Genomic DNA, 19,801 nt, shown 5'->3' with positions numbered 1-19,801 from the left:
TTTTTGCTCGTTCCGTCTCGAAGTCCCGAACATCTACTTTATCGCTGAGCGAGTCAATCTTCACTTTCACTTCGAGGCAGACGGTTAATTCACCTACACAGTGTCCAATATAATAGTTTTCAGTTCAATACTTTTATCTATCAACAGCTCGTTGAAAGTGATGCCGACGGGCGAGCATCGTTGGACTCGTTCCGGACGCTCGTCCCGTACCGTTAGCGAACCGACCCGTGGCGGCGGTGCGGTCGGGGTCGTCCCTCCGAACGAGGAGGCCACCGACTTCGACCGCGCGTCGCCACACCCCAAATCCATCAGCCACCACGCATGCCCAACAAACAGCTACGAGACTGGCAGAAGGTCGTCATCATGGCCTGCGCGCCGTTCTTCGGCAATCGGGCCATCTCGAAGAAGGCCAACTGCTCGGTCTGGGCGGTCCGGAAGTATCGGAATCGAATGAAAGAGGAGGGAAGCACCCTCGACGTGGACGAGGACGCCGACGCGGTTGTCACCCCCGAGGGGATGAACGTCCTCGACGACATCGTGCAGGACGGTCTCGACGGCGAGAAGGGCCGGGTCTGAACGCCCGCCTCGCCGACCGGTTCGAAGTAACGCCACCGCATTCTTTTTCCGGAAACGAACGATGTAGCGACGAGTAGCGCGTTTTTCACCGTGTGAAAACCAGTATAATAGACGCGGCGCGTTTTCGGACGTATGTCGAACACAGACGCTACGGGGTCGCCGACCCGCGAGACGGCGCGGCCTCGTACGACGTTTGCGGTCGAGTTCGTCTTCGAAGTCGAGAACCGCACGCTCGCCGAGGAGCTACGCGACGAGTTGCCCGGTCCGAGCGCGTCCGGCGTGATGGCGGAGGGCTACCGGGCGTACGTCGATTCGGCGGGCCTCGCACGACCCGCGGTCGGTGCGTCGATTCGCTACGCCGACCGGGGCGAGGCCGAGGAGTTGTACGACGCGATTCCCGACTTCGAGGAGCGCGCTCAAGCAGTTCGCGGTCGAATCTCGCTCCGGCGATTCGAGCGCGGCGAGTCGTCGGACGCGGAACCCGCGGTGTTGGCGCGGACGACCTACGAGTAAGTTTCGGCGGAAAACGAGTATGTACTATCCGTCTGCTACGGTTCGAAGGATGGACTCTCTCCGTTCCGTCGTGGAGCTATTCGGCACGAGCGCCGCCGTCCTGAGTACCATCGGGGGATTCCTCTACTGGGCCGCCCGCCGCTCCGCCGGACTCGCCACGAAGTCGTACGTCGAACAGACTGTCGAAGACGAGATCGACCCGATAGACGAGCGGGTCGAGACCGCGCTCGACCACGCTCGGGCGAACGAAGACGAACTGGAAGAGCTACAGAACCTCCTCGAAGGGGGAAGCAACCGATTCGACCAAGGGATGATGGACTTCTTGGAGGAGAACATTGAGCGCACGAACGAGATACAAGACGAACTCAACGAGGTCAGAGACTGCATCTCGATGTTGCGATGCGACAATTCCGACGACTTCGAGGACTGACCGCAATCGCCGGAAAGAGCCGCGGAATCACTGACCGGAATCTGTCCGGCGCGTCGCTCCGCGTCCGGCGGGTGCCGGGATTCGTGGTGGCTGATGGTCCGAAGGCGTGAACTCACGCCGTTCGTGCGTTGTCGTCATCGTAGTAAAGACGTTCGCCTACACCGGAGTGAAAGTGAAATTAAAACCGCCGTTCGGTCTAGAGCGACTAACCGGGCGAAAGCGGACGCTTGACTCGAAAATACGGTCGCTCGACCGAGTACGTTCCGTAGTGAAAGTGAAACTACCGGCTGACCGTCGAATAGATGCGTCGCCGCCGGAGGACAGTCGCTCCAAAACGGACCCTGAGGGCCCGTACTCCGCACCATCAGCCACCACGCTTGTGAAATGCGGAGCGTGCGAAACAATGGCCCAGACCGACATAATGGTGTCGATGGTTCACCTGAAACGAATCGCCGAGCCGCCGGTCGGACCGAGCGTCGCCACGAACCCGAAGCCAGATAACCGCCGCCACGGTACTCTCCCCCGTGACGATTCGAACGGTCACCTCCCCCGAGGAGTTCCGCCGCCTCGCCGCCTCGCTCGACGCCCCGGCCCGAATCCCGGTCGAGGTCCGGACGACGGTGAGCGACCCTTACGACGCCTACCGGCGAGCGCGCGACGACGAGGGCGGCGTCGCCGGAAGCGAAGCGACCGGAGCCGACGGCGTCTACCTCGAAACCACCGGCGGGCAGGACGGGTGGGGCTACTTCGCCACCGACCCCGAGCGGTGGGTTCGGACCGACGCGACCGACGGGACGCCAGAGGGGTTCGCGGCGTTGGACGACCTCCTCGGCGGGGAAGCACTCGTTCGCGGGGACTGCGACGTGCCCTACCCCTGCGGCGCGTTCGGGTGGTTCTCGTACGACCTCGCCCGCGAGTTGGAGGACCTGCCGGAGACGACGACCGACGACCGCGACCTCCCGAGACTCCAGTTGGGCGTCTACGACCGCGTGGCGGCGTGGCGCGAACCGCGGGGCGGAGGCGAGACCCGACCCGACGACGAGCGGACCGAGTTGCGCGTGACCTGCTGTCCGCGGGTGTCGCCGCGGGACGAGCGGAGCGGGGACGACTGCTCGCGAATCTACGACCGGGCCGTCGAGCGCGCTCGTTCCCTCGCGCGCTCGGCCTGCGAGGGCGACCGGGAAATCGAGGCTCCGCCCGCGGACGCCGAGACGGCGACGTTCCGCAACGAGGTCGGCCCCGACGAGTACGCCGAGCGGGTGCGCCGGACGAAGGCGTACGTCCGGGACGGCGACACGTTTCAAGCGAATATCTCTCAACGACTCGTCGCGCCCGCGGCGGTCCACCCCGTCGCGGCGTTCGCGGCGCTCCGGCGGGTCAACCCCGCGCCCTACTCCGCGCTGGTGGAGTTCCCCGGCGTCGATTTGGTCAGCGCCAGTCCGGAACTCCTGATAGACTGCGCGGGTGACCGCCTCGTGACCGAACCCATCGCCGGGACGCGACCCCGCGGGGAGACACCCGCGGGGGACCGACGACTGGAGCGGGAACTCCTCGACAGCGAGAAGGAACACGCCGAACACGCGATGCTGGTCGATTTGGAGCGCAACGACCTCGGGAAGGTCTGCGAGTTCGGGTCGGTCGAGGTCTCGGAGTACCGGCGCATCGACCGCTACTCCGAGGTGATGCACACCGTCTCGAAGGTGGTCGGAACGCGCCGCGACGACGCATCCGTCGCGGACGCCATCGCCGCGGTGTTCCCCGGCGGAACCATCACGGGTGCCCCGAAACCCCGGACGATGGAGATAATCGACGAACTCGAATCGACCCGGCGCGGCCCCTACACCGGAGCCATCGGCGTCGTCGGGTTCGACGAGCGCGCGACGCTGAACATGACCATCCGGACGCTGGTCCGGGCTGGAGACGAGTACTACCTGCGCGTCGGCGCGGGCATCGTCCACGACTCGGACCCCGAATCGGAGTACGAGGAGACCCTCGCGAAGGGCCGGGCGCTCGTCCGCGCCATGGACGACGCGCTGGACGACGAGGAGTTGGCCGTCGAGGAGTGAGAGATAGCCCCACTTGTAGGCAATATATTCCTACGTTAGAAGTTTATTTCCCCTTTCGAAACTATGGCAGAGGATTGTCTCCCGCCTGCGGTCGGCGCGCGCTGGCGAGTCGCCGTCCGGCGACTCGCCAACCGCGCGAGGGATGGCGGCCGCGTCCGCGGCCGCCGAGGTTGGGGAGGCGTGAGGCTCGCGGTCGCGGGGCGGTGCCGTGCGGTATGATCGGCGTCGGCGATAGCGCGGTTCGCGGTCGCAGTGCTGTACGGTCACGATGACTCCGTTGCACGAGTCCGAAGCAGCTAACTTCTCGTTCGCTCTCGCCCTCGCACTTCCCGACTCGACTGCCGTTTCCGAATCCGAACCCCACCACAATCCCTCGACCGAAACACCACCACGAATCGAGAGTCGAACCCCTTAATCCCACCCGCAAACTACGCACGGACGATGGAATTCGGGGAGTTCGCCGACACCGCCGCCGAAATCGAGGAGCGAAGTGCCGACACAGAGATTACCGAGCAGGTCACGCACCTGTTCGCCGACGCTGGCGACGACCTCCCCGTGCTGGCCCGGTTCGTGCAAGGCCGGGTCTTCCCGGCGTGGTCCTCGCGGACGCTCGACATCGGCCCGAACTACTGCTACGAGGCCATCGCGCGGGCCGCCGGGACCAACGTCTCGGCCGACGACGTGGAGGGCCTCCTCGCGGACCTCGGCGACATCGGCGAAGTCGCCGCGAGCTACGACTTCGGGGGCCAGCAGGGTCTCGGCGCGTTCACCGGCGGCGCGGGCGGTGAGTCCGGCGGCGGAGCGAACGGGTCCGCGAACGACCTCACCGTCGCGGAGGTCGCCGCGGAACTTGACGCGCTCGCGGCCGCCGAGGGGTCGGGGAGTCAGGATAAGAAGATAGACGTGCTGTTCGCGCTGTTCAACCGCGCGAGTTCGACCGAAGCGCGCTATCTCGCCCGCCTCGTCCTTTCGGAGATGCGCATCGGCGTCGGCGAGGGCACCGTCCGGGACGCGACCGCCGACGCCTTCGAGGTGCCCGTCGAGGAGGTAGCGCGCGCGCTCCAAGTGTCGAACGACTACGGGGAGGTCGCCCGCGTCGCCCGCGACGAGGGCGAGTCCGGACTCGCGGCGATGGACCTCGAACTCGGCCGCCCCGTCCAAGCGATGCTCGCGCAGGCCGGGAGCGTCGCCGACGCGCTGGACGACTGGGACGAGGCCGCCGTCGAGTGGAAGTACGACGGCGCGCGCGTTCAGATTCACTACGACCCCGACGGACTGGCGTGGGACACCGGAGACGACGCCCGCGAGGTCGCTATCTTCTCGCGGAACATGGAGGACGTGACCGACCCGCTCCCCGAAATCGCCGAGTACGTCGAAGCCACTCTGGACGCCCCGGCCATCATCGACGGCGAGGTCGTCGCCACCGAGGAGGGCGACCCCCTGCCGTTTCAGGAGGTCCTGCGGCGCTTCCGCCGGAAGCACGACGTGGCCCGCGCCCGCGAGGAGGTCGAACTCGACCTGTTCGCGTTCGACTGCCTGCACGCCGACGGCGACGACCTGCTTCGGACGCCCCTGCCCGAGCGCCACGACCGACTGCAATCGGTGTTCGACCCGGAGGGCGAGGCCGGTTCCGGGGAGTCTGCGGTCTCGTCGTTGTGGGTCACCGACGACCCCGACGAGATAGCCGACATCGAAGCCGAGGCTCTCGACTCGGGCCACGAGGGCATCATGCTGAAGAACCCCGACTCGACGTACTCACCGGGTCGCCGCGGGAAGAACTGGCTCAAGCGAAAACCGGACGTGGAGACGCTTGACCTCGTGGTCACGGGCGCGGAGTGGGGCGAGGGTCGCCGGGCGAGTTTCTTGGGGACGTTCCTCGTCTCGGCCCGCGTCGAGGAGGGCGAGGAGTTCGAGACGCTCGGCAAGGTCGCCACCGGCATCACCGACGACGAACTCGCGGACCTGACCGAACTGCTGGAACCCCACGTCCGGAGACAGGACGGACAGGAGGTCGAAATCGCCCCCGAAGTGGTCTTCGAGGTGGGCTACGAGGAGATACAGGCGTCGCCGACCTACTCGTCGGGCTACGCCCTGCGCTTCCCGCGGTTCCTCGGCGTGCGCGACGACAAGGACCCCGAGAGTGCCGACTCGCTGGCGCGCGTCGAGCGACTGGCCGACCAGCAGTAGGGACTCCTCGAAAGCGGCAGTAAATTCTTCCGCCGACGCGCCCAAATCCGCCCGAGGAGCCTTCCGTGACGACGTTCCGAACCAAGCGCGGCCGGTGCGTGCTGACCGACGACGAACTCCGCGTGGAGTCGGGCCTCTACCTGCAGGCCAGACGCTACTGGGAGGGCAACAGGGTTCTCCTCGCTGGCTACCTCGGTCTCTACGGCGCGCTCGCGGTCGCCGCCGTCCGAACCCTCCGCGACGGGGACTGGCGAGCGGCGGCGGTCGGCGCGCTCGCGGTCGCGACTCTGCTGGTCGCCGGGCGCGCGGTCAACCGCCGCCGGGGCGTCGGGTCGGCCGACCGCATCCCGCTCCACGACGTGGAGTCGGTCGCCGCCGTCGAGGGCGACGACTGGCTGACCCGGCCGCGGTTCGTCGTCCGCTACTGGCGTGGCGGTGGGGTGAGAGAGCGGTACGTGATGATGCCCTCCGGCCTGCTGTCGTACGCCGACGAGGAGTTCGAGCGCGCCGAATCGGCCTTCCGCGAGCGGGGGATTCCGGTCGAGACGGTCCGGTCGGACGACGCCGAGGCCGACGACTCGCGGGACGCCGAGGCTGACGACTCGCGGAGGTGACTCCTCGGAGCCGTCGGCGTGGCGCGCCGATGGTCAGCGCAGGTAGTTCGCGGCCCAGTAGCCCGCGTACACCGCGAGCAAGAGCGCGCCCTCCGCCCGGCCGACCGAACCGCGGACGAGAAACGCCACCACGAGCGCCAGCGCCCCGAGGAAGAAGGGCCAGTGGACCGCGAACACGGCCGTCGTGAGGTCCAGCGGCCGAACGAGTGCAATCGCGCCCGCGTTCGCGGTGACGAAGAACAGCACGCTCCCGACGACGTTGCCGATGCCGACCGCGGGCCGACCCTCCCGAATCGGTTCGACCGTGAGGAGCAACTCCTCCAAACTGGCGATGAAGCTCATCACCGTCGCGCCGAACGCCAGTCCCACGAGGTCGAACGCGGCCAGCAGGTCGCGGGCACCCGACACGGCCAGTTGGGACCCCGCGGTCATCCCGACGACGGCCAGCACGACGAGACCGATGTCGGCCAGTTCGCGCTCGTCCCCGTCCTCGTTTTCGTCCCAGTCCCCCTCGGCGGCGTCGGAGGTATCGGCGGCGTCGATGGCGTCGGCGTCGCGCCCGTCGCCTCCTCCCGACCGCTCGCCGGTCGTCTCCGCTTCTAGCTCCTCGGCGTCCTCCGCTTCCAAAAAGCGCGTCGAGCGCGACGACTCCAACCGATACACCGCCCAGAGGAGCGGCGCGAACGCGACCAGCAGGACCCCGCCGTCGAGTCGGGAGAGTCGCCCGTCGGCCGACAGCAGGGCCAGAAGCGCGGGCGAAAGCGCGGTCAGCGCGAGATATTCGCGGGGCGTGGACTCCTCGAAGGGGACCGCCAGCCCCGCGAGTCCGACCGCCGCACCGAGGACGAAGAGGGCTTCGCCGAAGACGGTGCCGAGCGCCACGTCCGGCAGGTCGCCCGCGGCGGCCGCGATTCCCAACACGGCGTTTTCGAGGTCGGTCCCGGCGAGGACGACCGTCAGCAGGAACGTCGAGACGCCCAGATTCACCGCGGCCTCGGCGACGTGTTCGACGAACTCCTCGACGCTCCAGACCACTAGCGCGACCCCGACCAGAAAGACGCCGACCGGAACCAGCGTCGAGACGACCATTCTGCCCGAGATTCGGCGGCGAGTCGGAAAAGACCGCTGGCGCGAGGAGCGCCGACGAGCGTTCCGCCGCCCCGCGAGCCGTCCGGAAGCCGGTGGGACTTTACGCCAGCGGCGCGTCCCGACAGTAGTGAATTCTGACGAAGTCCGAAAACGGTGGGCGGAGCGGTCGGGCGAGTACTCGCCGAGCTACTACGCCTACTACGGTCCCAACGAGACGAGCGAGATGATTCTGGACCTACTGGACTCGTTCGTCGGGTCGGACGCGGCGGTCCTCGAACTGGGGTGCAGTTCGGGCCGTCACCTCGCACACCTCCGCGAACACGGCTTCGAGGACCTCCACGGCGTCGAAATCAACGACGAGGCCTTCGACGTGATGGCCGACGCCTACCCGGACCTCGCCGAGACCGGCACCTTCCATCACGGTGCCATCGAGGAGGTCGCCCCGGAGTTCCCCGACCGCCGGTTCGACGCCGTCTTCTCGGTCGAGACGCTCCAGCACATCCATCCCGACGACGAGGCGGTCTTCGGTGAACTGGCCCGCATCACCGACGACGCGCTCGTCACGGTGGAGAACGAGGACCGCGACGGCGACCCGGCGGAAGCGCACGACCGCCGGTCTCACGGCGAGGGGGAGTCCCGTGGCGACGGGAAGTCTCGCACCGACGAGGAGTCCCGCGGCGACGGAGAAGTCCCCGAGGACATCGAGGAGCAAGCCCGGCGCGGGGTCAACTACGTCAGAGAGGAGTTCCCGCTGTACTACCGCAACTGGAACCGGATTTTCACCGAACTGGGCTTCGGCGAAGTCGAGTCGCGCGCGACCAAGCGCGACACGCTCCGGGCGTTCCGGCGCGCCAATTGAGCGACGCCGAACTCGTCCCGAGGCCGAACCGTTTTGACTCGCGCGCTCCAATTCGAGCGCATGACGATTCGACACGACGGACTCACCGTGGACTGGCTCGGTTACGCTGGCCTGCGACTCGAATCGCCCGACGGAACGGTCGTCTACGTGGACCCCGGCCGGTACGGCACCCTGACCGGCGAGTGGCGGCCCGACTCGCCGAGCGTCGGCCACCCCGAGGCGCGCGACTACCGGCCCGAGGACGGCGATTTGGTCCTCGTGACCCACGACCACCACTACGATTCGGACGGGATTCGGCGCGTCGCTGGCGACGAGGCCACGCTGGTCGTCTACGAAGCGGTCTACCCGCCCAAAATCGACCGCGACGTGGAGGACTTCGACGAACTGCCCTACGACGTGGTGAAGGTAGACGAGGAGGACGACCGACTGTTCGGCGAGGTCATCGTCCGGTCGGTCGCGGGCTACAACGAACCCGACGGTCCCCACACCGATTCGAGCGGCGAACCCTTCCACCCCGAGGGCTTCGGCGTCGGCTACCACCTCACGCTCCCCGGCCGGAACGCCGAGGACGTGACCGTCTTCTGGCCCGGTGACTCCGACGCCCTGCCGGGCCACGCGGAACTCGACGTGTCGCTGTTCTGCCCGCCAATCGGCGGGTCGTTCACGATGGACCGCGAGGAGGCCGCCGACCTCGCGGAACGGATGGACCCCGACCTCGTGTTGCCGATTCACTACAACACCTTCGAGGCGCTAGAGACCGACTCGGGCGCGTTCGCGGCGGACGTGGCCACGCGCGGCGTGCCCGTGGTGCTGGACGAGTAGTCTCCCGAAGAACTATTTTCGCCGCCCGCGTCGCTCGATTCGAAGATGTTCTCGCCCCGACGCTGGCGACGCGCCGCCCTCCTCGGTGGACTCGCGAGCGCGCTCTACGCCGCCGCCCTCCTCGCGTGGAGCCTCCGCCCGTCCTCGGAAATCGCTCTCTCGACGCCGCTCTGGCTGACGATTGGCGGTGCGCTCGCCGGAGCGGTCGGTGCCGTCGGCGTGCCGATTGCGCTCCGCGTCCGTTACCGGGTCCGGAGTCCGGTCGCGCTGATGGCCGGAGTCCTGCTGTTCTGGCACGTCCTCATCGAGTACCCGCCCATCGGGAGCGGACAGGGCGACACTCCCGGATTCACCTTCGTCTTCCTGTTCGCGCCGCTGTACGTCGCGGGCTACCTCCTGCTGGCGGCGGTCGAGCGGTGGCTCCGCGGGCGGACCGGTCTCGAACTGGCCCTCGCGTAGGTTCGGACGCGGTTCCGGTTCGACCCTCCATATTTTTGTTCCTGCCTGACAACTCTCGGGTATGGACTGGAACGCTCTCCTCGCGCCCGTGGTTCGCTACACCCTCGTCGCCGCGGCGGCGACGGTCGGCGTCGCCTACGTCGCGTTCAGTTCGGGTCTCACCCTGCTCCTGCTCGCCGGAGCCGGGGTTCTCCTCGTCGTGTTAGGCGCAGGCGAGGCCGGGGCCGCACCAGCCTCCGGCGTCGGCGCGGCCGAGGAGGCCGACATCGGCGGCGTGAGCGAGGGGATGGAACTGCTACCGGGGTCGAGTGCCGACGTGGCGCTCCGGGGCAAACTGCTATTCTACGGCCTCGGGTTGGTCGGCTGGACGCTCGCGGGACTGGCCGTCCTCCTCCGGTGACGGAGCGAGGGGGTTCCGCACGCCGGAAGGAGTACGTATTTGTCGGTCCATTTCCACGTTCCGGACATGGAGGTCCCCGACGACTGGCCCTACGCCGACGAACCGACAGTCTGCGCCGCCTGCGGGAGCGACGACGACCGCTACGTCACGGTCGAATCGCTCGGTCTCGTCTGGGGCGCGGCGATGGACGGCGGCCTCGCGCCCACCGCGGTCGGCGACTACAGCGGCACCCTCCGGTTCCGGTGCTGTCACGACTGCTGGACCGAGGAGGGCCTCGCCGTCCTCGAAGACACCCAGACGCTAGTGGACCGCGAGGCCCGCGCGGAAGGCGGTCACCCGTTCGCGCTGGACGACGAGCAGGTCGCCGCGGCCGCGCGACTCGACGCCGAGCGCGTGGCGGTCGGCGACCTCCGGCCGCTCGACTACCGGAGCGACCCCGAGCGCGAACACGTCCGGTCGCAGGACGAGGCCGCCGAAGCGGTACTCGACAGTTGGTTCGGCCGGGAGTGAGCGGTCCGGCCGCGAGTACCGACGGTTCGGCCTCCCGCTCCGTCGCCCTCGCTACTCGCGCTCTATCATCACGTCGGTCGCTTTGACGACCGCGTTCACGTTCGCGCCCTCCTCCAAGCCGAGTCGGTCCGCGGAGTTGCTGGTGATAATCGACGTGACCTCGGTTCCGTCGTCGGTCTCCACGACGACTTCCGCCATCAGGCCCTCGGTGTCGAGCGATGTCACGGTTCCCGCGAGTCGGTTGCGTGCGCTGAGTGCCATCGAGCGCGCTACGACGTTCTCCGAGATACGTTTACTGGCGGCCAGCGAGAAGTTCGTCGGCGGGTCGCTCCCCCGCCGCTGTTCCGCCAAATTAGCAATATTTGTCAGCAAGCGCGTCGGCAACTACCGTCGTGGCGTCGCTACGACTAGAAGCACTGACAGATGCACTCCTTGTCCTCGATAGTACATCCGTACCCGTGGTCGTCGTAACAGCAGAGGGTGTGAATCTCGTACTTCTGGTGGTACATGTTGCACTCCTCGCCGCACTTGCAATTTCCGTCGCAGCCGCTGTCGAACACGCGACCTGAAGAGGCCTTGTATATCGCCTTCTCGCCGGAGCTGTCCTGCACGATGGCGTAGCTCTCGTCGCGCTCGGGCTGGGAGTACAGGGCGATGTCGTCCTCGCCGTCCGTGAACTTGACGGCGACGTGAGCCGTAGGGTCTCCCTCTCCCTCGACAGCAGTGATGGCGAACCCTTCTCGGTCCTCGTCGGCTCTGAGTCCCTCGCGCTCCTCGATGTGGGTGTTGGTGGGGAGGCGGTCGAGGGTCGCCTCGTCGACGACGCCCTCCGCGGCGAGGAAGTCCAGTTCCGACTGGAGGTGAGACTCGACGGTCTCGTCGGTCAGGGAATCGGCCTCGTACCGACCGACCAGCTCCGCTTTCGTATCGAGGTCGATGGTAGACCGCTCCGCGGCGGAACTGATGCCCGTTGCGCTCAGTAGCGCCGCGCCAGTCCCGATGCTCTTGAGAACACTACGACGATCCATTTTTGATTCATCTCTCGACATGTGCAATTATATCTAAACAAGAGGGATATTTTATATTTTTATGACCGGATTATTTTATATCGGGGTTCGAGTAGTACCGTCTCTCTCGGAGGACTCGGCCGGGTCGGGAGGGCGATTACAGTTCGCTTCCGATTTCTCGCCTTGGAAACCCAACGTAATCTACTTACTTGCTCTCCAACAAGTTAGCATGTGAGTTCTCCCAGTACGCCCAACTTCTGCTCGCAGTGCGGGTCGTCGCTGTCGCCCGGCGACGCCTTCTGCTCGCAGTGTGGGACCGCCGTGCGCGACGACCACCGGAACCGCGGGAGAGTGGACGACCGAGCGTCCGGCACCGAACGCGCCGCGCGATTTGCGACCGAGACGGCCAAGGAGTTCGTCTCGGAGACGCACTCGTCGTCGGGCGGCCCGGCCGTCTCCAACCCCGACCTCCGCCAGCGTGTCGAACGCTACGCGGTCGAGGGCTGGGACGTGAAACGCGACGACGGCGACCGAGTGGTGATGGTAGATCGCACGCTCGGGTCGCCGTGGATTCACGCGCTCCTGTTGCTGGCGACCACTCCGGCCGGGAACCTGCTGTACGCGTGGTACAGCTACTCGCCCGGTGCCGAGCGCGTCGAGTTGCACGCCGACGGGACTGAACACCGCTCGGGCGAGCGGCCGTCGGGATGGACGCTCAAGTCGGCGGTCGGCGTAGCCGCGGGGCTGACGCTCGGGTTCTCGCTCGCGCTGGTCGCACTGCTCTTGTTGTTGGTCACGTCGTCGCTCGTCCCGACGCTCATCGCTGGCGCGTGTCTCCTCGCGGCGCTCGCGTCGATTCCGCTCAGTACGCAACTCGCGCCGGGGTTCGAGTCGCCGACGACGTTCGGCCGCCGTCGTACGACCGACGAGCGCGTCGTCGAGGAGCCGACCCGTCCCTGCTCGGCCTGCGCCCGCCCGGTCGGAACCGGGGTCCGACGCAGCTTCGCCGAGAAGCGATACGTCGCCGGAATCCCGGTCGAGACGTGCAACGAGGGCGAAAACACCTACTGTCGTGCCTGTGCGAACGGCGACCCGTTCGTCCGCGAGCGCATCGGTGACGAGGAGAGAAGCAACGAACGCCGGGAGAAAAACCGGGAGTTCGTCTGACTACAGAATGCCCATCGCGTCGAGCCGCTCGGGCAGGTAAGTCTCCGTGACGAAATCCAGCCCGTGAGACGCCAGCGACTGCTGTTCGGACTTCTTCTCGATGTCTAACTGAATCTCTATCTGCTCCTCCCAGTAGTCGGTCTGGAAGCGCGGGTCCTCCAGTTCGGATTCGAGGGCGTTGATGTCCGAGTCGCTCAGGGGGTCGGTCGGCAGGTCGTACTCCACGATGTCTTCGGGCTGGATGCCGATGTACTGGGCTTCCGGCGTGGCGAGGTACTCGCTGAGGTGGGCCGACTTGATGGACCCGTACGCCACCGAACTGAAGATGCGATACGACCACGGGTCGCCGTCGGCGAACACCCCGACCGGTAGGTCGAGTTCGTCGTGGAGGCGCTTGGTGATGCGCCGGGTGGCGCGGGCCGGTTGGCCCTTGAGGTGGACGATGATGGTGTTGTACTGCTCATCGAAGCCGTTCTCGACCAGTCGGTCGCGCATGCCACCGGTCTCCACACAGAGGACGAAGTCGGCGTCGTGGTCCAGAAACTCGATGGTGTCGGGGTTGTTCGGAATCTGGTAGCCGCCCTCGCCAACGTCCTCCTGACAGTGAATCTCGCGTTCCCCGCGACGGGTCTGCTCGCGGAGGTGGAGCGGTCCCATGATGGTCGCGCCGGACTCCTCGGGGCGCATGTGGAAGTCCTCGCGGGTGACCTCCGAGACGATTTCGAGGTCCTCGACCAACTGGTTCGACTCGTCCTGTGAGGAGAACTGCGCTTCGTTCACGTCCCAGCTCTCGCTGAGGTAGTAGAGTTCACGGAGGGTGGACGACCGGTCTTCCTGCAACTGCTCGGAGAGGAAGTCGATAGTGTATATCGCCTTCAGCAGTTTACGAGCGCCCCTGACGCTGTTGGCGCTCCGGGTGCTCTCGCGGTCGCCGTACACCCAGACGTTCTCGTCCTCGTCGAAGACGATGTTGCTCTTGGTCCGGGTCGGGACCGACATCTCGGGGATGTCGCCCCGCTCGAACTGGTCGTAGAACTCCGCGGCGAGGTCGATGAGTTTCTCTTGGGCTTCGGCTTCGTTGTCTGCGCTCATGGCTCTGTATTGTTAGTCAGTTTGGGGTTCTCAATCCCCTCAACTTTTACTTTACCAAACGATACGTTCTCAGCGATTTCGAAGGTGAGAACTGCTTCGCCACCGCTTTCAACTGTTGGCGACCAGTCAATCAGCCACCCTTCTTCATCGTTTCCAGATTTTCTAGCACCGTCTGAGAGGTTCTGGGGCTCAGTTTCTATAAGATCTCTCAGTCGAGGATTTACATTCGTCCCACTATTGTTCTCTACGATTAGCCGAATCTTCTCATCTTCGACTTCGCGCTCCACGAGGACGTTGTTCATGATGCGGGCCAGTGCATCCTCGTACTGCGGTTCGCTCTGGCCGGTCACGTCGGCCAACTTCTCGGCCATCTCCGGCAGGATGGAGGCGATGACGTTCTGCTTCTTCTTGCGCTTCTGGAGGGACTTGCGCTTGTTGAGATAGGATTTGAGTTCGCGGGCGGCCTCTCGAATCGCCAACTCGATTTCGTCTTCTATCGCGGGAACGTTGGCGATTGCGTCCTTCGACTCGCTGGTGAACGGGACGTTGGTCGAGGCGACGTGGACCATGACGACCGCCGGGCCGGTCGGGATGCCCGAACCGCCCGGTTGGCTGAGGTTGTAGTTGCGCCAGCCGATGGACTTCACCACGTCGGTCGTCGCGCAGGCTCCTCGCTGGTAGACCAGCGGGACGCGGTTGGCGAACCGCAGGACCTCGGCCTTGCCCTCCTCGTCTAGCTCGCCGCCGTAGGCGATTCCGGCCTCCACGATGAATGGGTCGCCGCCGTGAACGTCGGCGTCGCGGGTCGAGGCGGCGTAGAAGTCCGCGTCGAACTCCTTGCGGAGTCCGGCCTCCACGAGTTCGTCGGTGATGGGCGACAGGCAGTTGGTCGGCGGCGAGATGATGTCGGTCGCGGTCATCGCCTCCAGCAGGTCGCTGGACATGTCGCGGTCGTCCACGAAGTCGTTGACCTTCGGCACCGCGTCGGGGACCGTGACCATCGTGTTCCAGACCTCCATCACGACGTTCTCGCGGGCGGTGTCGCCGATAGTCGCGTCGTCGTACTCCTCGGTCTGGTCGGCGGCCTTGTCCACGTACTCGCGCAGTTCGTCGTGGGTCGCTCGGTCTCGCTCCCGACCTTTCTCGAACCGCTTGGCGAGGCGCTCGGCGAGACCGTGGACCGTCTCGTCGTCCTTGCGCGTGCTGGTTGCCTTGTCCACGAGTTGGTAGAGGTCGCTCGTGCGGTCGCCGGTGAGTCGCTCCCACGCGGCTTCGACTGCGTTTTCCTGTACCGTATCGCCGAACGTCTCGTCGTACTCTTCGCCGACCGAATCCGCGGTCTCGGCGACGATTTCGACCAGTTCGCTGTAGGCGACGCGGTTGCGGCCGGTGACTGCTTCGGCCACTTCGTCGCCGAAGGCGGCGGTCGCGTCCTTGCTCTTGTTCGAGACCGCGTTCGCCACCGCGCGTGCGAGGTCCGACTTCTCGTGAGCCTGAGGGGGTTGCCACGCGGCCTCGCGGCCGAAGTGGCGGTCCCGGAAGTTGTCGAGGATGGAGTCGGCGGTCTTCCGGCCGACACGGGTGAACTCCTCTTGGACGAACCCCGAGACGCTGTGCGAATCCGTGCTGGCGAGCATCTTCAGGACGGTCCCCAACTCGACGCCGTGGGGGTGCGGGCGAATCTCCTCGGTCTCGGCGGGGAGTTCCGCGCCGTCGGCGCGCTGGAACTGCTGTGGCTCGTCCATGCCCGGCTCGCGGTACTCGATGCGGGCGTGAGGGTTCACGACCGCGGTGTGCTTGATGTAGCGCTGGAGTTGCTGGCGGGCGCGCATGTTGCCCTCCATCTCCAACTCGATGCGTGTCCCGTGGGTGTCGTTGACGTGCTTGCCCGCGGGCGGCGAGTCCGACTCGTCTTTGATTTCCGGTTCGTTCTCGTCGGTGTCGATGATGAGTTCGAAGTACTGCTCGGACCCGGCCTCGGTCTTGCTCGTAATCTTGGCCGGTTTGCCGGAAGTCAACTGGGAGTAGAGGACAGCCGCCGAAATCCCGATTCCTTGCTGACCGCGGCTATTCTTGACGCTGAGCGCTCCATCGTTGGCGACGACGAAATTCTCGTCGCGTCCGGTCGCACCGGGAACCGATATATCGTAGACGTACTCCGGTGGTTCGGTCTCCTCGACGTTCTCGACTCGGAGCAGACACATGTCGGTGTCCGTGAGTCCGTGCAGGTTCTGAATGCTCTCCCAGAGGTCGGCCAACTTCTCGGTCGGACGGTGGTCGTCGTCGAGAAGCCCCATCTCCTGTAAATTGTGAACGTACCGGGGTTTCTCGACGTACTCGCCTGCTATCGCGTCCTCGATAAGTGTCTGGTACACTTCCGCGTGCTTGATTTTCGATCCGACGCCGACACCGACGAGCAGACCGGGGATAGTGTCCGGCACCGTCTTACTCCCGACGTGCCCAACTCGAAGGTCCTCTAGCAACGATGTCGGGATTCGCTTGTACTGCTGTTCTCCAGACGCGATTTCTGCCTCGAAAACGTCGCTGATTTCGACATCCTCACCGTAGACCTTCGTTCGATACGTAGTCGCCGAGTCGTCGGCGTACCCGCTGGCGTTCTCGACGGTCTCTGTACTCGCCAGCACCCCCTGCATGTTCCAGAGGACCGAAAGTTGTCGAGCTAGCGTCTCGCTCGTCGTAGTGTGGGAAAGTTCGTTGCTCGGATGTGAATCCGACCCGTCTCCCTGATACAGCGCGGCGATGAACTGCCGCTGATACTCGCTATCCGCCTCGAACACGAAGTCCGGAATTCGCTTGGTTCGAGCAGTGTCGCCACAGACGTTCTTGAGGAACATCGCCAGCGGTGAGCCGAAGGCTTTCACTCGCGTCGAGTTTCGCTTCCGGTCAACCGTCGTGGTCGAACAGCCGACCTTTGCGATAGCCCGCTCGGTCGTCTCGATGAGGTTCGACTCGTGGGACCCGAAAGTAAAGCCGATCTGACGGTCGTCGGTGTGTCCCTCGGAGATGTAGTGGGCTACCAGTTCCACGAACGACTTCGACAGCGGAACCGTGACTGGCATCCCGGTCTCCTCGCCGCCGACTTGGTACGTTCGAAGTTCACAGTCGGCGGCTTTCTCTTCCCAGCCGAGTTCTACCACCTTCTCGGCTGGTAGATACCCTTTCTCGACGTAATTCTGCTCTAAACTGTCTCGAAGGATTTCGACGCCATCGTACCGGTAGTAGTACCGCTTTCGACTGCTGTCCTCCGAGGGCTTGCGACGGATCGTTTCTCCCGACCGGAGTTCGGCTAGCGTCTCCTCGTCGAATCCGTAGACGTACACTCGCCGGTCTTCGAGTTGGTCGATGGTCAAGTGGTTTAGGAGGTTCACCTCCGAAACGGTCTCTTCGAAGCCGGGGAGGGTTCGAGGTGTCAGAACCGTATCACCTGCTTCCAACTCTCCGGCACTCACTTCCTTCGTCTCACCTTCTGCCGTGACGCTGAACAGGCTATGGTTTCCAGTAACCTCGACTGCTCGACCCTTTTCCGTCGTAATTTCGTAGGTTCGTTCGTCCGTCTCGTGTCGGATGGCGTGCGTAACTGGCTCCCACGTCATCTCGTGCGTTTCACGGTTGAACGCCGGGGCCTCTATCTCGTCCGGAATCGGAGCCGTTTCTGCCCCCTCCTGCGGGAGGTAGGCGTCACAGAGCACCCCGATGGGAACGAAATCGAGTTCGCCGTTCCGCCGTACCAGCAATCGCTGGTCGGGAGTCAACGATTGTTCTCGGGCGTGGAACCGTGAGCCGTAGAGTAACTTCCCGAACACCTTGGGGAGTTGCTCTTTGGTGATGCCCGGCCCGTTGTCCTCGACGACGAGGGTGTAGTAGTCACCCGAGTCGTCGATTTCGACGTAGATGTCGGGCTTGATACCAGCCTCCTCGGTGGCGTCGAGGGCGTTGTCCACCGCCTCCTTCACCGCCGTCACGAGCGCTCGGGCACCGCTGTCGAACCCGAGCATGTGTTTGTTCTTCTCGAAGAACTCGGCGATGGAGATTTGGCGTTGGCTCTCGGCCAACTCCTCGGCGATCCCCTCCTCGTCGCCGAGCGTCGACTGGATAGATGGCATTCTGTAGTACGTCGTAGCCGCGTAGATGTTAAAGGCTTCTCGGTAGCAGAGCGGAAGTAAAAACCAGTAACAAATCGTATGTCGCTATAGAAAATACTGCGGATTCGACGCCTCCGTCGTTCAACCGAGGAGCGACCCGACGCGAGGATTGAAGGCTGAGACCGTCGTCTTAGGAGTCGATGCGACTGTTCGGCTTCGTCCGCGAGCGCGAGTGGGCGACCCTGCTGGGCTACGTACTCCTCGTCGGTCTGCTGGCGGCGGGGTACTACTACAACGTGACGTTCGTCCAGTTGGGGTTGCTCGACCTCGGGACGCGACTCGTCGGGATGACCGAGCGGCAGGTCTCGACGTGGATGGCCGCCCTCGCGCTCCTGACGCTCGTCGTCGCCGTCGCGACCGGGGTAACGATGGACCGGCGAGGGTGGAGCCGGAACCTGTGGGTCAAGTTCCGCCTGTTGTTCGGGGTCCTCCTCGTCCAGTTTCTCCTGACGCTGGTCGCGCCGTTCGTCGGGAACGTACCCGCGTTCGGCGCGTGGATTCTGTTGGCGTCGGTCGGACTCGGCGTCGGAATTCCGGTGACGTTCGGGATGACTATCGACTTCGTGCCGGTCGAGGACAGGGGGTACGTCGCGGCCGCGATTACGGCGGCGGCGTACTTCGCGGCGAACGTCTATCCGCTCGACTGGCGCATCGAGACGTTCAGCGCCGTGATGGTCGCGGCGATGGCTCCCGCCGTGGTCGGTCTCGGGGTACTGGCTTCGGGGCGCGTCGGCGCGGCGAACCGTCTCGTCGGGGCGCTCGCCGACCAGCACGAACAGCGAGCGTTCGGCGTCGGGCGGTTCTGCCGGTCCGACGGCCAGACCGCGCCGGTTTCGACACGGAGCTTCGCCTTCTGGGGGCCGGTCGTCCTGATGTTCGGCGTGTTCTTCGTGGACAGTCTGGGCTTCCTCCGAATCGTCGAGACGCCGACGTTCGTCCAGAGCGCGTGGCAGTCGCCCGACTTTTCGGACCACCTCGCGCTCGGGGTGGTCCACGTTTTGGGGGCGCTCGTCGCCGGGGTCCTCTACACGAACTTCGACCGCAACTGGCTCTTTCTGTGGGTGTTCGGCCTGTTCTCGCTGACACACCTGTTCTACACGACCGACGTGCGACTGGCGGCGTGGTTTCCCGGCGTCGCTGGCGGGCCGTCGTCGCCGATAAACTCGGCAGTGTACGCGGTGGCGGTGAGTTTCTACACGACACTCAACTTCGCGCTCTGGCCCGACCTCTCGACGCCCGAGACTGTCGGGACCCACACCGCAATCGGGGTGGGACTCGCGGGCTGGCTGGCGACGTTCCTGAGTACGGCGGTCGCCCTCTCGTTTGAGAGTAGCGACGTGACGCTGCTGTCGCACCTCAACGTCGTGAACGCGCTGGCGCTGTTGCTGTTCGCCGGTCTCGTCGCGGCGCTGTACCTCCGGCGACTGGTCGCGGCCGCGTGGGACTCGGACGGCGAGGTGGCGGCCGCCCACCCTGAGCGAGCGGACGGCGCGGACGGCACGGAGGTGAACCGCTGATGGCCGACCCGCTCGAAGTCCTGCCCCTCCTCGTGGTCGTCGTCCTCCTGTTGACCGCCAGCGGCCGGAACGTCGAGCAGATGGAAGTCGTCTTCGACGGCGACCGCGAGGTCACGGAAATCGAGGAGGTCCTCGTCGTCGGCGGCGGAACCGTCACGGTCCCGGCGAACGAGACGGTCTCGGGCGTGGTCTACGTCGCTGGGGGCGACCTTCGCGTCGCGGGGACCGTCGAGGGCGACGTAGTACAACTGCGGGGAACGTCTCGATAGCCGACGGAGCGGCCGTCTCGGGCGAACTCCGGACGATTGCCGGGGACGCCGCGGTCGCCGA

19 protein-coding genes are annotated in these 19,801 nt (G+C 65.5%); 14 read left to right on the top strand and 5 right to left on the bottom strand.

Annotated elements, in window-relative coordinates:
• The first annotated feature begins 321 nt into the window (after nt 1–321).
• The 6 genes from EPL00_RS06285 (at nt 322) to EPL00_RS06260 (ending at nt 6,386) form a co-directional block, all read left to right on the top strand.
• Entirely contained in the window at nt 322–576 is a 255-nt protein-coding gene (locus tag EPL00_RS06285) for a hypothetical protein (protein WP_135851310.1), read from the top strand.
• Nucleotides 577–708: 132 nt separating this feature from the next.
• Nucleotides 709–1,089: a hypothetical protein gene (locus EPL00_RS06280; protein WP_135851311.1), complete on the top strand. Its 381-nt coding sequence runs from the start codon at nt 709–711 to the stop codon at nt 1,087–1,089.
• Between the two features lie 49 nt (nt 1,090–1,138).
• Nucleotides 1,139–1,519: a hypothetical protein gene (locus EPL00_RS06275; protein ID WP_135851312.1), complete on the top strand. Its 381-nt coding sequence runs from the start codon at nt 1,139–1,141 to the stop codon at nt 1,517–1,519.
• A gap of 497 nt (nt 1,520–2,016) precedes the next feature.
• Entirely contained in the window at nt 2,017–3,585 is a 1,569-nt protein-coding gene (locus EPL00_RS06270; RefSeq protein WP_394352077.1) for an anthranilate synthase component I family protein, read from the top strand.
• A 441-nt stretch (nt 3,586–4,026) separates the two neighbouring features.
• Nucleotides 4,027–5,772, top strand: a complete 1,746-nt coding sequence (ligA, locus tag EPL00_RS06265) for an ATP-dependent DNA ligase LigA (RefSeq protein WP_135851314.1) — start codon at nt 4,027–4,029, stop codon at nt 5,770–5,772.
• A 65-nt stretch (nt 5,773–5,837) separates the two neighbouring features.
• Nucleotides 5,838–6,386: a hypothetical protein gene (locus EPL00_RS06260; protein WP_135851315.1), complete on the top strand. Its 549-nt coding sequence runs from the start codon at nt 5,838–5,840 to the stop codon at nt 6,384–6,386.
• Nucleotides 6,387–6,419: 33 nt separating this feature from the next.
• On the opposite strand, the gene EPL00_RS06255 is transcribed toward EPL00_RS06260, so the two are convergent.
• On the bottom strand, nt 6,420–7,475 hold the full coding sequence (locus tag EPL00_RS06255) for a sodium:calcium antiporter (protein WP_135851316.1): 1,056 nt from the start codon (nt 7,473–7,475) through the stop codon (nt 6,420–6,422).
• A 127-nt stretch (nt 7,476–7,602) separates the two neighbouring features.
• On the opposite strand from EPL00_RS06255, the gene EPL00_RS06250 reads away from it, so the two are divergent.
• The 5 genes from EPL00_RS06250 (at nt 7,603) to EPL00_RS06230 (ending at nt 10,525) form a co-directional block, all read left to right on the top strand.
• Nucleotides 7,603–8,334 (top strand): class I SAM-dependent methyltransferase, encoded by a 732-nt coding sequence (locus tag EPL00_RS06250; protein WP_135851317.1) that lies wholly within the window; start codon nt 7,603–7,605, stop codon nt 8,332–8,334.
• Between the two features lie 60 nt (nt 8,335–8,394).
• Nucleotides 8,395–9,156, top strand: a complete 762-nt coding sequence (locus EPL00_RS06245) for an MBL fold metallo-hydrolase (RefSeq protein ID WP_135851318.1) — start codon at nt 8,395–8,397, stop codon at nt 9,154–9,156.
• A gap of 45 nt (nt 9,157–9,201) precedes the next feature.
• On the top strand, nt 9,202–9,615 hold the full coding sequence (locus EPL00_RS06240; RefSeq protein WP_135851319.1) for a hypothetical protein: 414 nt from the start codon (nt 9,202–9,204) through the stop codon (nt 9,613–9,615).
• Between the two features lie 61 nt (nt 9,616–9,676).
• A complete protein-coding gene (locus EPL00_RS06235; protein ID WP_135851320.1) occupies nt 9,677–10,015 on the top strand; it encodes a hypothetical protein in 339 nt (112 codons plus the stop codon).
• Between the two features lie 66 nt (nt 10,016–10,081).
• Nucleotides 10,082–10,525 (top strand): hypothetical protein, encoded by a 444-nt coding sequence (locus tag EPL00_RS06230; RefSeq protein ID WP_135851321.1) that lies wholly within the window; start codon nt 10,082–10,084, stop codon nt 10,523–10,525.
• 51 nt (nt 10,526–10,576) lie between these two features.
• Here EPL00_RS06230 and EPL00_RS06225 read toward each other — a convergent pair whose 3' ends face one another.
• On the bottom strand, nt 10,577–10,786 hold the full coding sequence (locus EPL00_RS06225; protein ID WP_135851322.1) for a TOBE domain-containing protein: 210 nt from the start codon (nt 10,784–10,786) through the stop codon (nt 10,577–10,579).
• A gap of 146 nt (nt 10,787–10,932) precedes the next feature.
• Entirely contained in the window at nt 10,933–11,553 is a 621-nt protein-coding gene (locus tag EPL00_RS06220) for a hypothetical protein (RefSeq protein WP_135851323.1), read from the bottom strand.
• Nucleotides 11,554–11,763: 210 nt separating this feature from the next.
• On the opposite strand from EPL00_RS06220, the gene EPL00_RS06215 reads away from it, so the two are divergent.
• Nucleotides 11,764–12,699 (top strand): zinc ribbon domain-containing protein, encoded by a 936-nt coding sequence (locus EPL00_RS06215; protein ID WP_135851324.1) that lies wholly within the window; start codon nt 11,764–11,766, stop codon nt 12,697–12,699.
• Here EPL00_RS06215 and EPL00_RS06210 read toward each other — a convergent pair whose 3' ends face one another.
• Both EPL00_RS06210 and EPL00_RS06205 read right to left on the bottom strand, forming a co-directional pair.
• The gene (locus EPL00_RS06210) at nt 12,700–13,791 is read right to left on the bottom strand and encodes a DNA topoisomerase IV subunit A (RefSeq protein WP_135851325.1); all 1,092 of its coding nucleotides are present in this window, start codon (nt 13,789–13,791) and stop codon (nt 12,700–12,702) included.
• The gene (locus EPL00_RS06205) at nt 13,788–17,915 is read right to left on the bottom strand and encodes a DNA topoisomerase VI subunit B (protein WP_135851326.1); all 4,128 of its coding nucleotides are present in this window, start codon (nt 17,913–17,915) and stop codon (nt 13,788–13,790) included. Before EPL00_RS06205 ends, EPL00_RS06210 begins: the two co-directional genes overlap by 4 nt.
• Nucleotides 17,916–18,094: 179 nt before the next feature.
• Between EPL00_RS06205 and EPL00_RS06200 the strand changes: the two genes are divergently transcribed.
• Together EPL00_RS06200 and EPL00_RS06195 are read left to right on the top strand one after the other, a co-directional pair.
• On the top strand, nt 18,095–19,471 hold the full coding sequence (locus tag EPL00_RS06200; protein WP_135851327.1) for an MFS transporter: 1,377 nt from the start codon (nt 18,095–18,097) through the stop codon (nt 19,469–19,471).
• Complete coding sequence (locus EPL00_RS06195) at nt 19,471–19,740, top strand: hypothetical protein (protein WP_135851328.1); 270 nt, start codon at nt 19,471–19,473, stop codon at nt 19,738–19,740. The genes EPL00_RS06200 and EPL00_RS06195 overlap by 1 nt, the downstream gene beginning before the upstream one ends.
• Nucleotides 19,741–19,801 lie beyond the last annotated feature (61 nt).

Origin of the sequence: Halorussus salinus (genome assembly GCF_004765815.2) — an archaeon.
In the GTDB taxonomy this organism is placed as follows: Archaea; Halobacteriota; Halobacteria; order Halobacteriales; family Haladaptataceae; genus Halorussus; species Halorussus salinus.
This window is presented reverse-complemented; position numbering and strand designations above follow the sequence as displayed.